The organism is Demequina lutea (genome assembly GCF_013409005.1).
GTDB classification, from domain to species: domain Bacteria; phylum Actinomycetota; class Actinomycetes; order Actinomycetales; family Demequinaceae; genus Demequina; species Demequina lutea.
On sequence record NZ_JACBZO010000001.1, the window covers coordinates 606874 to 621777 of the forward strand.

13 protein-coding genes, 1 pseudogene and 1 other annotated feature are annotated in these 14904 nt (G+C 65.1%); of the genes and pseudogenes, 8 read left to right on the forward strand and 6 right to left on the reverse strand.

Annotated elements, in window-relative coordinates; translation table 11 throughout:
* Positions 1-25: 25 nt before the first annotated feature.
* The 6 genes from nadC to BKA03_RS02985 all read left to right on the forward strand — a co-directional run bounded on the left by nadC (position 26) and on the right by BKA03_RS02985 (position 5180).
* Complete coding sequence (gene nadC, locus BKA03_RS02960) at positions 26-928, forward strand: carboxylating nicotinate-nucleotide diphosphorylase (protein ID WP_238579480.1); 903 nt, start codon at positions 26-28, stop codon at positions 926-928.
* Between the two features lie 112 nt (positions 929-1040).
* Entirely contained in the window at positions 1041-2507 is a 1467-nt protein-coding gene (lysS, locus tag BKA03_RS02965; RefSeq protein WP_083972081.1) for a lysine--tRNA ligase, read from the forward strand.
* Positions 2504-2704 (forward strand): hypothetical protein, encoded by a 201-nt coding sequence (locus tag BKA03_RS02970; RefSeq protein ID WP_062076151.1) that lies wholly within the window; start codon positions 2504-2506, stop codon positions 2702-2704. The genes lysS and BKA03_RS02970 overlap by 4 nt, the downstream gene beginning before the upstream one ends.
* A gap of 149 nt (positions 2705-2853) precedes the next feature.
* Positions 2854-3165, forward strand: coding sequence for a histone-like nucleoid-structuring protein Lsr2 (locus BKA03_RS02975; RefSeq protein ID WP_062076150.1), 312 nt, complete (start codon positions 2854-2856; stop codon positions 3163-3165).
* Positions 3166-3278: 113 nt separating this feature from the next.
* Positions 3279-4358: a lactonase family protein gene (locus BKA03_RS02980; RefSeq protein ID WP_062076149.1), complete on the forward strand. Its 1080-nt coding sequence runs from the start codon at positions 3279-3281 to the stop codon at positions 4356-4358.
* An 81-nt stretch (positions 4359-4439) separates the two neighbouring features.
* Positions 4440-5180: a phosphoglyceromutase gene (locus tag BKA03_RS02985; protein ID WP_062076169.1), complete on the forward strand. Its 741-nt coding sequence runs from the start codon at positions 4440-4442 to the stop codon at positions 5178-5180.
* A gap of 147 nt (positions 5181-5327) precedes the next feature.
* Here BKA03_RS02985 and phoU read toward each other — a convergent pair whose 3' ends face one another.
* The 3 genes from phoU to BKA03_RS03000 all read right to left on the reverse strand — a co-directional run bounded on the left by phoU (position 5328) and on the right by BKA03_RS03000 (position 9406).
* Entirely contained in the window at positions 5328-5987 is a 660-nt protein-coding gene (gene phoU / locus BKA03_RS02990) for a phosphate signaling complex protein PhoU (RefSeq protein WP_062076148.1), read from the reverse strand.
* Positions 5988-6269: 282 nt separating this feature from the next.
* A complete protein-coding gene (locus BKA03_RS02995; protein ID WP_179397682.1) occupies positions 6270-7475 on the reverse strand; it encodes an EAL domain-containing protein in 1206 nt (401 codons plus the stop codon).
* A gap of 2 nt (positions 7476-7477) precedes the next feature.
* Positions 7478-9406: a PAS domain S-box protein gene (locus tag BKA03_RS03000; protein WP_062076146.1), complete on the reverse strand. Its 1929-nt coding sequence runs from the start codon at positions 9404-9406 to the stop codon at positions 7478-7480.
* 796 nt (positions 9407-10202) lie between these two features.
* On the opposite strand from BKA03_RS03000, the gene BKA03_RS15145 reads away from it, so the two are divergent.
* A complete protein-coding gene (locus BKA03_RS15145; protein ID WP_257020097.1) occupies positions 10203-10328 on the forward strand; it encodes a hypothetical protein in 126 nt (41 codons plus the stop codon).
* 200 nt (positions 10329-10528) lie between these two features.
* On the opposite strand, the gene BKA03_RS03005 is transcribed toward BKA03_RS15145, so the two are convergent.
* Entirely contained in the window at positions 10529-11149 is a 621-nt protein-coding gene (locus BKA03_RS03005) for a zinc-binding dehydrogenase (RefSeq protein WP_152649636.1), read from the reverse strand.
* Between the two features lie 55 nt (positions 11150-11204).
* A protein-coding gene (locus tag BKA03_RS03010) for an IS3 family transposase (RefSeq protein WP_179397665.1) occupies positions 11205-12469 on the reverse strand; the annotation gives its coding sequence in 2 pieces (ribosomal slippage) (positions 11205-12184 and positions 12184-12469; 1266 coding nt in all).
* Positions 12057-12188 (reverse strand) — a sequence feature (AL1L pseudoknot). (Overlaps the previous gene by 132 nt.)
* A 203-nt stretch (positions 12470-12672) precedes the next feature.
* Between BKA03_RS03010 and BKA03_RS03015 the strand changes: the two are divergent.
* Positions 12673-13913 (forward strand): annotated as a pseudogene (locus BKA03_RS03015) (IS256 family transposase).
* Positions 13914-13977: 64 nt separating this feature from the next.
* Here BKA03_RS03015 and BKA03_RS03020 read toward each other — a convergent pair.
* On the reverse strand, positions 13978-14874 hold the full coding sequence (locus BKA03_RS03020) for an integrase core domain-containing protein (RefSeq protein WP_257020098.1): 897 nt from the start codon (positions 14872-14874) through the stop codon (positions 13978-13980).
* Positions 14875-14904 lie beyond the last annotated feature (30 nt).

Below are 14904 nucleotides of genomic sequence, written 5' to 3' on the forward strand. Positions count from 1 at the left end.
CGCCCCGGTGCGCAACAATAGGCAAATGATGCCTGAAGACCTGCCCCAGGACCGCCCGCTCGACGAGGAGTGGCTCTCACGAGTCGTCGCCACCGCTCTCGACGAGGATCTCGGCGGCTGGCCGGGCCGCGACGTCACGACCCAGGCCACGATTTCGCCCGACGCGACGGTCACCGGGGACATCGTGGTGCGCGAGGACGGCGTCGTCGCTGGTCTCGGGGTGATTGCCGAGACCCTCACTCAGGTGGCCGACCGGTTCGGACTTGTCGCTCCGACCGTGAAAGCGATGGTGGCGGACGGCGACAGGGTGGCGGCGGGGACGGTCGTGGTCGGCATCGAGGGGGTGGGGCACGTCGTACTCATCGCGGAACGCACCATTCTCAACCTCGTGTCGAGGGCGTCGGGTGTTGCCACTCACACGCGTCGCTGGGTGGAGGCGCTCGAAGGCACGCCCGCCCGGGTCCTCGACACGCGGAAGACGACCCCTGGGCTGCGCGAGCTCGACAAGTACGCGGTGCGGTGCGGTGGCGGAACGAACAAGCGCTTTGGTCTGTACGACTGTGCGATGGTCAAGGACAACCACATCGTCGCGGCCGGTTCGGTGACCGGCGCGATCGCCGCGATTCGGGTGGCGTTCCCCGGCGTGCCGATTCAGGTCGAGGTCGAGAGCCGCGACCAGGCGATCGAGGCGCTCGATGCGGGGGTGCGGTTCCTCATGCTCGACAACATGACGCCCGCAGCGATGGCGACGCTGATCAGCGAGCTGCGAAATCGTGACCCGGAGTACGGATCCGTGCGGTTCGAGGCGACGGGTGGGCTGACGCTTGAGACGGCCGGCGCGGTCGCCGCATCGGGAGTGGACTTCCTGTCCGTCGGGGGATTGACCCACAGTTCACCCATCCTCGATATCGCGCTCGACCTGCACTGATCCCCCGGACGCCCGTCCGGGGCCCCCGCACCCGGGTAACCTTGAGCGCGTGACTGAAGAACCCATCGTCCCAACGTCCGACGCCTCGACGCCAGACGAATTGCCCGAGCAGATGCGCGTGCGGCGCGACAAGCGCGACCGCATCCTTGCCGCCGGGGGCGAGGCCTACCCGGTGGGCGTCCCCGTGACTCACGCGATTGCGGACGTGGGTGCCGCCTACGCGGGACTCGCGGACGGAGAGGAGACGGGCGACGTCGTCGCCGTCGCAGGGCGAGTCGTCTTTGTGCGCAATACCGGCAAGTTGTGTTTTGCGGCGGTTCAAGATGGCGAGGGAAACAGGGTCCAACTGATGGTGAGTTTCGCCGAGGTTGGTGAGGATTCACTCGCCGCATTCAAGGGTGATGTCGATTTGGGCGATCACCTCTTTGCAAAGGGCCGTGCGGGAAAGTCGCGCAGGGGAGAGGTGAGTATTTTCGTCACCGAATGGGCCATCGCCGCGAAGGCCCTGCGCCCGCTCCCCGTTCTCCACAAGGACCTGGCTGAGGACACGCGCGTCCGCCAGCGTTACGTCGACCTGATTGTGAGACCCGCCGCTCGAGAGATGGCACGCAATCGCTCCCACCTGATGCGTTCTCTGAGGGAGTCCCTACATTCCCGCGGATTTATCGAGATTGAGACGCCGATGCTGCAGACCCAGCACGGCGGGGCGAGCGCACGTCCGTTCGTCACGCATATGAACGCATTCGACATCGACCTGTATTTGCGCATTGCCCCCGAGTTGTTCCTCAAGAGGGCCGTGGTCGGGGGCATCGAGAAGGTGTTTGAAATCAATCGAAATTTCCGCAACGAGGGCGCCGACTCTTCTCACTCTCCCGAGTTCTCGATGCTTGAGGCGTACGAAGCGTATGGCGACTACATGACCATGGCGACCCTGACGAGGGACATTGTTCAAGGCGCGGCTGTCGACCTGTTTGGTTCGACGGAAGTCACTCACGCCGACGGGACTCAATACGACCTCGGCGGAGAGTGGGCGTCGCTCACGTTGTACGGATCCTTGTCCGAGGCCCTCGGCGTAGAGATCACGCCCGAGACGCCCGTCGCAGAGCTCGAGCGACGGTGTGAAACCGCGGGTATCTCGGTCGATCCCAAGCGGGTCAACCACGGCAAGTTGGTCGAGGTGTTGTGGGAGCACCATGTGGGCGACCACTTGTCGGCGCCGACTTTCGTGATGGACTTTCCTGTCGAGACGAGCCCCTTGACCCGCGATCACCGCACTCAAGCGGGAATCGTCGAGAAATGGGATCTGTACGTCAAGGGTTTTGAACTGGGAACCGCATATTCTGAGCTCGTGGACCCTGTGATTCAGCGCGAGCGCTTTGAGCAGCAGGCCCGCATGGCCGCTCAGGGCGATGATGAGTCGATGCGCCTCGACGAGGACTTCCTGACCGCCATGGAGCACGGCATGCCGCCAGCTGGTGGGATGGGAATGGGAATCGACCGGCTCCTCATGGCGCTTACGGGACTCGGAATTCGGGAGACCATTCTCTTTCCGTTGGTCAAGCCCGAGGAGGGCCGATGAACGTCGTAGCGATACTTACTGGAGTAGTACCCTCGCTGGGGGTGCTCGGAATCTTTGTCTATGTGATGCGCGGAATCACTCGCGGCGACCGACACGAACGCGAGGCGATCGCGGCCTACGACCGCGAGCAGGCGGCGGCCGCGGCGAAGCCGACCGAGGCTCACCGAGAAAGCGATTTGAACGACTCCGTGGGGTAGCGTAAATACCCCGTGGGGCTTATGTATCTCGAGTAACGCTCTTCCTCGCCATTGTGGAATCCCACAACATTCTTGAGGGATTCTTCATCTTTTGTCATTTGGGGTCCCGTGTGTGATCATTGGGCATACACCTTTGAAGGGAAATCGGCATGGCACAGAAAGTCCAAGTGGTACTTCTTGATGACATCGACGGCGGATCTGCCGACGAGGCCTTGAAGTTTTCGTTCGAAGGCGCGTCGTACGAGATCGACCTGTCGACTGCGCACGCAGCCGAGTTCCGGGCTTCCGTCGCGCCGTGGATAAAGGCGGCCCGCAAGGTCTCCGGTCGTACCGCGGGGCGCGTCGTCGCGAACTCGGACACGAGCAAGATCAGGGCGTGGGCCAAGTCCAGCGGCCTTGGCGTGTCGGAGCGCGGGCGGATCTCTGCCGCGATTCGGGCCGCCTACACCGCAGCCCACTAACTGCAGCCGCCTAGCCGCAGCCCACTAGTTGCGGCGCTTCAAACATTGTGGCGCCCTCGGGCGCGGGCCCCGACGCGAGAGCGGCCGGGGCCCTTTCACGTGGAGGTTGATTCATGACGACGCTATGGGTGGGCACGTACCCCGCGGCGGGCCTGGGCGCACCGGTCGGGCATGGCGAGGGCGTGTGGCGCCTGTCGCTCCAGCCCGGCCGCCTCGACCACGCGATTCAGGTGACGACGCAGGCGGCGCCCTCCTTCGTAGCGAGGCACCCGGCCTTGCCCGTCCTGTACGCCGTCGAGGAGGCGGAACCGACGGCCTTGAGCGTCCTGGCGGTGGGCGCCGACGAGGCCGCACATGAAGTTGCCAGGGTTGAGCTCGTGGGCGCGTATGGGTGCCACGTGCTGGTCGCTCCCGATGCATCGGCGCTGTACGTGTGCAACTACGGCACCGGAGAATTGGTGGTGCTGCGCCTCACTCGCGAAGGTTTCCCCCTCTCCGACCGCCCGCAGCAGATCTGGACCCACGCGGGCTCTGGTCCGCGTACGGATAGGCAGGAGTCGTCGCATGCCCACTCCGCCTGCATGAGCCCCGACGGCACACGCGTGCTCGTCGCTGACCTCGGAACCGATGAGATTCGGCGGTACCGCGTGGGGGAGGGCGGGCTGTTGAGCGATGAGGGGATCGCCGCGACGCTACCCGCGGGTTCCGGTCCGCGCCACATGGCCATCAGGGGAGAGCTGCTGTATGTCGTGTGCGAGCTCGACCACCGGTTGCGCACGCTGCGCTGGGACCGCCAGTCCGCCACCGCAGAGGTGATCGCAGAGCAGCCGACGACTCTTGCTCCACAACGCACGGGCGACACGACCTGCGACGCGCATGTCGCCCTCGTGGCCGGGCGCAACGGCGACGTCCTGCTGGTGTCGGTCAGGGGAGCCGACGTCATTTCGGTGTTCGATGTCGCACCCGAGGGCGAACTCAGTTATCGGTGCGCGTTCGACGTCGGCCATTGGCCACGCTACTTCGCCGTCGTTGACGAGTCGGTCGTGGTGGCCGTCGAGAGGGGACACGAGGTGCGGGCGTACGGCTTGGATAGCGTGTTGGCGCTGTCCCCAGAGTCGGAATCCGGCGCGGTGGCCACGCTTGACTACGCCGCGGCGCAGGTCACAAGTCCGGCTTGCGTGGTCGCGCTCTAAAACCTCGACGTGCTTCGAGGCCTCGGCGCGCTGGGACGTTAGCCGTGCGAAGAGGCGCGTGAGATGCGCGAAGATAGAGGCATGACGTACACACTCATCCTGCTCCGCCACGGCGAGAGCGAATGGAACGCCAAGAACCTCTTCACCGGTTGGGTCGATGTCCCCCTGAACGACAAGGGTTGGGGCGAGGCCAAGCGCGGCGGCGAATTACTGAAGGCCGAGGGCGTCTTGCCCGACGTCGTTCACACTTCGCTTCTGCGCCGCGCCATCATGACCGCGAACCTGGCCCTCGATGCCGCCGATCGCCACTGGATCCCCGTGAAGCGCGACTGGCGCCTCAACGAGCGTCACTACGGTGACCTCCAGGGCAAGAACAAGGCCGAGACCCTTGAGCAGTTCGGCGAAGAGAAGTTCATGATTTGGCGCCGCTCCTACGACGTGCCGCCGCCCGCGATTTCGGACGACAACCCGTACACGCAGGTCGGCGACGTGCGCTACGACGGCGAGCCCATCCCCAAGACGGAATGCCTCAAGGATGTGCTCGAGCGCGCGCTTCCGTACTGGGAGTCCGCGATCGTTCCCGACCTCAAGGCGGGCAAGACGGTCATGGTCGCCGCGCACGGCAACTCGCTGCGTGCCATCATCAAGTACCTCGACGGCATCGCCGACGACGCGATCGTTGGCGTGAACGTGCCCACTGGCATTCCGCTGGTCTACCACCTGGACGAAAACCTGAAGCCGACGAACCCAGGTGGCACGTACCTCGACCCAGAAGCCGCGGCCGCCGCGATTCAGGCAGTAGCCAACCAGGGCAAGAAGTAGTAGAACTGAAGTAACGAAGACGGACGGTCAGCCTCTCATAGCCTGGCCGACGCGACGGGGCCCCGACCTAGCGGTCGGGGCCCCGTCTCCGTCTTGACGCTCGTGCGTGGCCTGCCGTGTCGGCGCCGCGTCTGTGGAGCGGCGCCTCTAGATCAGGGCGCGCCCTCCCGTGTGGTCGCCGGTGACCAAGTACACGATGCGGCGCGAGACGCCGACCGCGTGGTCGCCGAAGCGTTCGAAGTAGCGCGAGAGGAGCGCGATGTTCAAAATCTCCTGAGGAGTCGCCGTGTAGCCATCCTCGAGCATGAGGCGGTATGACGTCGCGTGAAGCTCGTCGAGGGTGTCGTCATCGCTCACGATTCCCGCCGCGACGTTGAGGTCGCGCCCTTCGATGAGCTCGACGATCTCGAGGGCAACTTTCTTGGAGGCCGCTACCATCGCGGTGATCGTCTCGGTGTGCGATGCGGGAATCGCGCTGTCGGGGTACGCGCGGCGAGCAAACTCGGCGATGTGCTGCGCGAGGTCGCCCATGCGCTCAAGGGCGGCAGAGATCCGCAAACCGACGATGATGGTCCGCAGGTCGAGGCCGACCGGCTGCTGCTGCGCGATGAGGAGCACGCAACGCTCGTCCACCGTCTCCTCAATCGCGTCGAGCTCGGCGTCCTCGGCGATCACCTGCTGGGCCAGCTCGGCATTTTGGGTCAGCAGCGCCTCACCGGCGCGATCGATGGCCACGGAGACATGACGGGCCATCGCGGCCAGGTCATCGGCCAACTCCGACATCTCGGCAGTAAACAGCGTGCGCATGGGACTCCCTTGGTATTGCTGATCGTTCTAAGTGTGACACCGACGCGGCCCAAGAGCCTTGAGGAACGCTCCGGAGCAGGTGAACAATCGGTAACCTCCGTGAACATTCGGTAAAGCCGATCTCGGTCGACGGCTCGGGACCACTCGGCGCGTTCTCGCGGGGTGGCATCATCGCGGTTCGGGCCTTTCCCCGACCAGTCGGTCCCGCTGGCACCGTCCGGTACGGCTCCGCCGCGCGCAACGCAGCGTCGACAGGGCCCGTCCGGCAGGCAGTAGCCGCGTCTAGCCCAAGGTGAGCTCTGGGCGGCCGAGCAGGTAGCCCTGGCCGATTGTGACGCCGAGCTTGAGCATGGTGTCTCGTTCGGCCGCCGTCTCGACCCCTTCCGCAAGCACGTGCATCCCTGTCCGCTCGGCGAACGTCACGAGCATGGTGACGAGCGCTGCCCTGCTCGGATCAGTGTCGACGCCGCGGGTAATGCCGATGTCGATCTTGATGGTGTCGGGCTTGAGGTCGAGAATGTGGCGCAGGCTCGCGAATCCGGCACCTGTGTCATCGACCGCGACCTGTGCTCCCTGCTCCCGCAGCGGGGCGAGCGCCGAGTTGAGTTTGTCGTAGTCCGCGACGGGCACGTGCTCGGTCAGCTCAATCACGACCCGCTCCCACGGGACAAGGCCCAGCTTCTCAGGGAGCCCGTCGATCACGGTGCTCGGTGAGAAGTTGATCCCGAGCTTCGAACCGTCGGGCTGTCCCGGAAGTAGTTCGAGCGCCTTGAGGGCGCAGGCGATCTCGAGCTCGGGGGTCAGCCCGACCTCGAGCGCCGCGGCGAACCAGGCTGCCGGGTGAGGGAAGGGCTCGGCTGGGAAACGCGCCAGTGCCTCGGCGCCTATCAGCTCGCCCGAGCGCATGTCCACGACGGGCTGCACTGCGATGCGGATCGCGTCGCTCTCAATCACCGCGAGGATCGCCCGTCGCGCGTCGTCGGCGGTGCCCGCGAGATCCGCGAGGTCGGGCTCGAACAGGCCAAGTCGCGCCTTGAGCCAGGCGCGGTTGCGCCGTTGCTCGAGATACGCCGAGCGGGTCGCCAGCAGGTTGCGCACCCGCAGTACCAGCTCGACGGTGTCGAAGGGTTTGCGCACGAAGTCGTGCGCGCCCATGGCGAGCGCACGCTCCACGCTTTCGTGGGAGTCGTCCGCGGTGATGACCACGACAGGGAGGTAGGTGTCGCCTGCGTAGCGCTGAACGACTTGGAGAACCTGGTAGCCGTCCATGACCGGCATGCGCAGGTCGAGGAGCACCAGGTCTGGATCGTGCGTGACGAGCAGCCCCGCCACCGCGGTCGGGTCCTGCGCCTCGATGACTTCGAGCAGACCGGCCCGTCGCAGCACCTGGCTGACGAGCGCGGTATTCGAGGGGTTGTCGTCAACCACCAGCACTCTGCTATCAGCGGTGCGGGCGAGCGCGCGGGACAAGGTACTGGAGCGCGACACGATCAGGGCCTTCGCGCGATCGGGTGGTCGATCCACGCCAGGATCTCGCCGACGTCGACCGGCTTGGTGAGGACGGCCTCCGCACCCAGGGACTTCAGCCGGGCACCCAGGCCTGGGGTGGCGTCGGCGGTGACCACCACGATGGGAACTCCGTCCATCGTCGGTAGCTGCAGTAGGCGCTCGAGCACGGTCTCGCCCGTCATATCGGGCAGGTGCAGATCGAGGAATACCAGGTCGGGGCGATCTTCGGCGGCCGCTACCAGACCGGCCGAGCCGTCGGCCGCGGTCCGCAGCTCGGTAGCGCCGTGAAGTGCCGCGATCCGAACCATGAGCTGGGTGTTCGTCGGGTTGTCCTCGATGGAGAGCACACGGGTCGCGCGACCTCCCGGCGCATGAGCCACGGTGACCAACGGGATTTCGTCGATCGGGTCCGCGGTGGAGATCGGCAGAATCAGGGAGAACACGCTGCCCTCACCCGGGGTGGAGACCACCTCGAGGCGTCCACTCATGACATGAGCGAGGCCCTGACTCAGCGTGAGCCCGATCCCTGTCCCCTCCACCGCGGTCTGCTCCGCCCCAAGCCGGTCGAAAGGTTCGAAGACGCGGCTGAGCTGTTCGGGACTCAGCCCGTAGCCGGTGTCGCGCACATGCAGGGCGAGCATCGCATCTTCGCGCGCCTCACACCAGACGACGACCGAGCCCCCCGGGCGGTTGTACTTGACCGCGTTGCTCACCAGGTTGAGCAGTATCTGAATGACCCGCTGTCGGTCGGCCCACACGTAACCGGTTCGATCGGGCGCTTTGGCCCAGCCAATCGTCACTTCCGTTTGTTCCGCGACGGCACGCGCGAGGTCCAGGGCCTCGTCCACGGCATCTGCGACCGAGACCGACTCCATCGACAGCGAGATGCGCCCCGAGTCGATCCGCGAGATGTCCATGATCTCCGTGAGGAGTCTGAGCAGGTGCTTGCCGCCGGTACGGATCTGACGGACCGCGTCGCGCTGGTCTTCAGTGAGGTCGTCCATCGCCAAGAGCTGCGCGAACCCCAGCACGGCGTTGAGAGGGGTTCGCAGCTCATGGCTCATGCGTGACAAGAACACCGTCTTTGCCAGGTTCGCCTGCAGCGCCTCGTTGCGCGCGGCCTCGTAGCGGTCCGCGAGGTCGTGGGCTTGAGCCTCCGACGCGACGAGAGCGTCGCTCGCCCTGTGCACCTCCTCCGCGTCCCACCAGCCGGCCACTCGACCCACGACCACGCCGTGCTCATCGAGGACCGGTCGGACTCTCACGTTCAACCATCGGTAGGCGCCGGATTTGCAACGCAGCCTGACCTCGAACTGGCCGAGCTCGCCCTGGGAGACGCCCAGCTGCACGGCAGCGACGCTCCCGACGTCGTCGGGGTGGACGAACTCGCCGAACGAGACCCCTGCCATCTCCTCGGGTGACCAGCCCAGCACCGCCGTCACGGACGGGAGCACCCACACGATCACGCCGTCATTGTCGCCAAGAACCACCACGTCGTTGACGTTCTCCGCTAGCAGGCGATAGCGCTCGGCCAGCGCCCAATGCTCGGAGACGTCCACGATCTGCGAGATGAAGTACTCCACCGCTCCGGAGTCCCGCCGGACGCATGCCACCGATAAATCGCCATGGACGACCGCCCCGTCGGGCCGTAGGTAGCGCTTCTCGAGTCGGTAGCCCTCACTGTGCGACTCGAGCAGTTCTTGGACGAGCGCGGCGTCCTTTGCGAGATCGTCAGGGTGGGTTAACTGTTGCCAGGTCGCGGCCAGGAGCTCCGCTTTGGTGCGGCCGAGGATCTCGCACAACGCGTCGTTGACCTCAAGGAACGACCCGTCGGGCGCGACTAGTGCCGTGCCGACGCCCGAGTGGCGCATCGCAAGCCCGAAACGTGGGTCAGACCAGGGATCGCTCATCTCCTCACCGTGGAGAGGGCGTTCCACTCGGCCCGCAGCGTGAGTTGTGGAGCCATTCCTCACCCCTCATCCGACGTGCCGGTCCTCAATAACCCTAGCGCCAAGAGGCCGGGCGCTGCAGTGTACTGCGACTTGAATCACTCGGACCATGGGCCGGCCAGGGTGTCTTGTGCCCGCCATTTGCCGTACCGAGAACTCCCCACACGCGGCTCAAATCAGCGAAGATGCGGCCCCTGGGATCGGAGGAATTCGAGCAGCGCCGTGACGACGTCGCTCAGAGCGAACTTCTCGCTGGCGGAGTCGTTAACCAGGTGTGGAGCGTACGTGTCAACGGACGGCTCGCGGTTGGTCGTCTTGTCACCTGCAGCGAAGCCGATCCTGTGTGGGAGACCGACTCGAGTCGCGGTCGGCTCGTGTTTCGTCCAGACCTGGCTATGCGACAGACGCATATCGGGTGTCGCGTGCGCGGAACCGCCGGACCGAGCGGACGTCGAGGCGGCCGTGGCCGATCACGCCGCCCCGTTCGTCGGATCGTGACCTGGGCCCCTTAGTCGAGCTGCTTGAGTCCTCCGCCAGCACCGACACGGCTCAAGAAGCTTGAGGAACGCTCAGGAGCGAGGGAACAATCGGTGACGACCTGACATTCGGTAAAGGGACTCATCGCAGTTGAGCGCGTAGTTGGGTTCTGATGCCGCGCGTCGAACTTCGTGGCAGGACCGTTTGTTGAGTCCTGAAGGAGGGCCTGGCCTTGGGAAGACCTCGTCGGGAGGTTGTTCCCGCGTGCAAGGACGAGGCCGTGAAGTTGGTTTTCAGCACGGGTTGCCCAATCGCTTTGGTAGCTCGCGAGTTCGGCATCAAAGAGCAGACGGTGGGTGGGGGCAACTTGCTCAAGGATCGCCAGGACGCGGGTGGCGTTGAGTGAGACCCCGCGGGCCGACTGCCACACCGTCCCACTCAACGGGAAGCCGTCCAGCAGCCGCCCGATCGAGGTCCAGTTCGGTCCGGCAAGACGACGATCAGGGCCCTACTGGCTCTGCGCCTTTCCCGACCGTCCGTGGATGCGGACGATCTCGACCTCGCAGTAAACACTTGGAAAGTGGTATGCGACGTTCTGCGGAGCGATCATGACGGGATGACGACGGTCTTGATTCCCTCCCCAGCGGCAGCAGCATCGAAGGCCGCACGGAACTCGTCGATCGGCACCGCGCGCGTCACGAGCGGGCCGAGGGTCACAAGCCGCTGCTCGATGAGCGCCATGGCCCTGCGCCATGACACCGGCGTGGACGCGAAGCCGCTTGTCACGCTGAGTTCCTTGTAGAGCACGAGGTCGAGCGGCACCGTGACATCCCTGCCGAAGATGCCGACCTGCACGTAGCTTGCGCCCCGGCGAGCGGCGCGCATGGCGGTCGCCGCGCCGGGCGCGCTACCGGAGCATTCGATCACCACGTCGTAGCTGTCGGCCTCGGGAGTGCTCGTCGTTGTGCCGATGCCCAGGCTTGCGGCGGTGGCCAGCCGTTCGGCGTCCTTTTCCAAGCCAGCGAGCACCACCAGGCCGCCCTGTGCTTTGGCGACCTGGGCGGCGAGTTGGCCCATCGCCCCGGGGCCGGTGACCAGCACACGATCCCCGGCATTCACGATCGGCGGATCGAGCAAGCACTGCGTGACGCAGGCCAGCGGTTCGGAAAGCACGCCGTCTAAATCGCCGAGGTCGTCGGGCAGCACGTGCAGGTTGAGGACAGGCATGACGGCGAAACGAGCGAAACCACCATTCTCAAAGGAGCCGTGAATCGCCCCGGGTTTAGTGGAGGGTGAGTTCTCCCAGGAGCGGCTGCTCCTGGGTCGTGTTCTCACGGTAGTACAGGTCTTCCATCTCGATCGGGGTGAGGTATCCGATCGAGGAGTGCAGCCGGTTTTCATTGAACCAGTGCACCCAGGACAGGGTTGCGTATTCAAGCTCGTCAGCGGTGCGGAACGGGCCGTCGATTGTCACGCACTCGGTTTTGTAGAGCCCGACGACGGTCTCTGCGAGGGCGTTGTCGTAGGAGTCCCCGACGGTCCCGATCGACGCGATCGCTCCCACGTCTGCGAGCCGTTCCGAATAGCGCAGCGCGGTGTATTGAGCTCCCGCGTCCGAATGCTGGATGACGCCGGCGACGTCCTGACCGGCTCGCTCTCGCACCCATAACGCCATCTCAAGCGCATCAAGGGGCAAGTCAGTGGGCATTTTCGACATCGTCCGCCACCCGACGATCCGGCGCGAGAACACGTCGGTGACGAACGCGGTGAACGCCATCCCTTCCCACGTCGGAACATAGGTGAAGTCCACGACCCACAGTTCGTTGGGACGCTCGGCGCGGAAGTTGCGTTGAACGTGATCCGGCGGACGCGTCGCCGCAGCATCTGGTCTTGTGGTGATGAACTGCTTGCCACGACGCGTTCCCCGCAGTCCCTGAACACGCATCAGGCGTTCCACGGTGCACCGAGCGACCTCGACCCCGTCGCGGTGCAGCAAGCGCCACACCTTACGGGGGCCGCTGATGCCTCGGCCGCGGTTGCGGTCCCAGAACACCGCCTCGATCAAGGAGGCAACTTCCCGGTCACGCACTGAACGCGCCGAGTCGGGACGGTTCCTGGCGGCGTAGTAACCCGACGGGGCAATCCGGCACCCGTGCTCGGTGAGCACCCGGCAGATTGGCTCGACCCCGAACCGTGAGCGATGCTCATCGATAAAGGCCACTAGAACGGAAGTCGCGGGTCGAGCTCCCGCGCGAAGAAAGAAGACGCGGCAAGCAAGATCTCGTTCGCGCGTTTAAGTTCTCGCACTTCTCGCTCCAACGCCTTGATCGTGGCCGCGTCCGTCGTCGTGACACCGGCAACCTCTCCGGCATTGATCCGGGCCTGTTTCACCCAGCCACGCAGCGTGTCTGAGTTCACTCCGACCCGATGACCGACACGGACCACGGCCGCGTTCATCGACAGCGACGTCTCCTGCGACATCGCTTCTCTCACAAGCCGCACGGAACGCTCCCTGAGCTCCTGCGGATACTTCCTCGGTGCTGGCATGACTCCCATCCTTTCGGGGAATCAGACCCTCCACCAAACCCGGGGCGATTCACCGAGCGAACGGCGGTTCGGGCACAAGTTGGGTTGCGTCCAATAGCGTGGTGTAAGGCCCGGTGTTGATGGGCGTGTTGCACGAGTGTGAGGCGGCCACCGCGTGATTCTTGGAAAGACCGATTCAAAGTCTCTTCGAAGGAGTACACGCGATGACCGCGCCCCCCTTTATCGACCCTTCCCGTTTCCTGTCCGAACAACTCGAGCAGGCCTCACCGGATCTGATGCGGCAGATGCTCACGACGTTTATCAACACGTGGATGTCGGCTGAAGCGGAAGCTGTTTGCGGCGCCGTATACGGCCAGTTGTCGCCCGGCCGGGTCAATTCCCGCAACGGCTACCGTCACCGCGATTTCGGCACCCGCACCGGCACCCTCGATGTCGCGATCCCGAAGCTTCGCACCGGCACGTACTTCCCGGACTGGCTCCTTGAGCGGCGCCGCCGTGCTGAGGCTGCCCTGACCTCCGTCGTGGCGACGTGTTACCTGCTTGGGGTGTCGACCAGGCGGATGGAGAAACTCGTCGAGTCTTTGGGCGTGACCCGCCTGTCGAAGTCGCAGGTGTCGATCATGGCCCGTGACCTTGACGAACAAGTCGAGCAGTTCCGCACCCGCCCCCTGGACGGCGGCCCCTACACGTTTATCGCAGCCGACGCACTGGTGCTGAAGGTGCGTGAGGTCGGCCGCGTCGTGAACGTCCACGCACTCCTGGCAACCGTGGTCAACGCAGACGGACATCGTGAAATCCTGGGTTTGCAGGTCACGAGCGCCGAAGACGGTGCAGGCTGGTTGGGTTTCTTCCGCGACCTGACCGCACGCGGCCTGACCGGCGTGAAACTCGTCACGTCCGACGCGCACGCCGGTCTCGTGTCCGCGATCGGGGCTACCCTGCCCGGCGCGACCTGGCAACGGTGCCGCACCCATTACGACGCGAACCTGATGTCCGTGACCCCGAAGTCCGGTTGGCCATGGGTGAAGACCGTGCTCCACTCCGTCTACGACCAGCCCGACGCCACATCCGTGCACGCCCAGTTCGACCGGGTCTTGCACGCTTTCGAAGACAAACTCCCCCCGTCGCCACCCACCTCGAAGGCGCCCGCACGGACGTGCTCGCGTTCACCGACTTCCCGAAGGAACTGTGGCGACAATTCTGGTCCAACAACCCTCAAGAACGCCTCAACCGTGACATCCGCCGCCGCACCGACGTCGTCGGCATCTTCCCCGACCGCGCCTCCCTGATCCGCCTCGTCGGCGCGGTTCTGGCCGAACAACACGACGAATGGATCGAAGGCCGCCGCTACCTCGGCCTCGACGTCCTGGGCCGCTCCCGCCTCACCCTCGTCACCACCGAAAGAGAGGAACCGACCACCGAACTCGGCGCCCTCAGCGCCTAACAAATCCAAGAATCACACGGCAAACGCCCTACACCACGCAAATGGACTTGACCGTTGTCTCGCGTCAAGTGGTTGGCAGGGTTTCTTTGATTTCGAAGTTGGGGGTGGTGTGGTCGGCGAGGCTGGCATGGACGTCGGCGGGCCGGTTCCAGGCGAGCGCTTCGTGGGGGCGGACGTGGTTGTAGTCGTGCCGGTAGGCATTGATCTGTTCAACGAGTTCGAGTCCGTGGTCGATCTCTTCACGGAACAGCCACTCGTACTTCATCGTTCCGAAGCCGCGTTCGCGTGACCCGTTCTGGCGCGGCGTCCTCACCCGGGTCCTGACGTGACGCAGCCCGGGATGAGCTGTGATGAGCGCTTCGAAGGTGAACGAGCGGAACGGGCCGCCGTTGTCGGTCACGATCGTCACGACTGGTTCGATCTCACCCGTGTCCGGGTCCACGAGGGCCTCCTCGATGAGCGGATGACCGAGGAGGAGCTCAGCCTCGGCGAGGGCTTTCTCGACCGCTGTGACGGCGTCGTGCATGTTCGCCGTCGGTGACACGTGAGCGTCGAACTCGTACTTGGACCAGTAGTCCCGGCACGACGCGATCCGCCACGTGCCACCACCGGTTGTTTCGTACTCGGAGAAATTCAGCTGCCAAACCTGGTTCGGCCCGGTCGGCTCTTTCGCGAACGCCGCCTTACGGCGTTGCGCGAGTTTGCGGCGCTCCCGCTGAAATTGAGCGGGCAGGATCAGCCTTTCATCACGCAGCAGCCGCAGCACGGTCGCCTGCGAGACACGGTGCCCGTCATAGCGGGTCATCGCCCACACCTTCCGGTGACCCCACGCCGGATGCGCGGTCGCGTGCTTGAGCGCGAAATCCCTGGCGGCCCGCCGCGCAGGCTGCGGCCACGGCCCCTTCGGAGGGTGCAAGGCGCGCGCTTTTGCTTGCCAACGTCGCCAGGTCCGTTCGGGCATGTCGATCAGTTCACAAAACCTCGCGGTCGA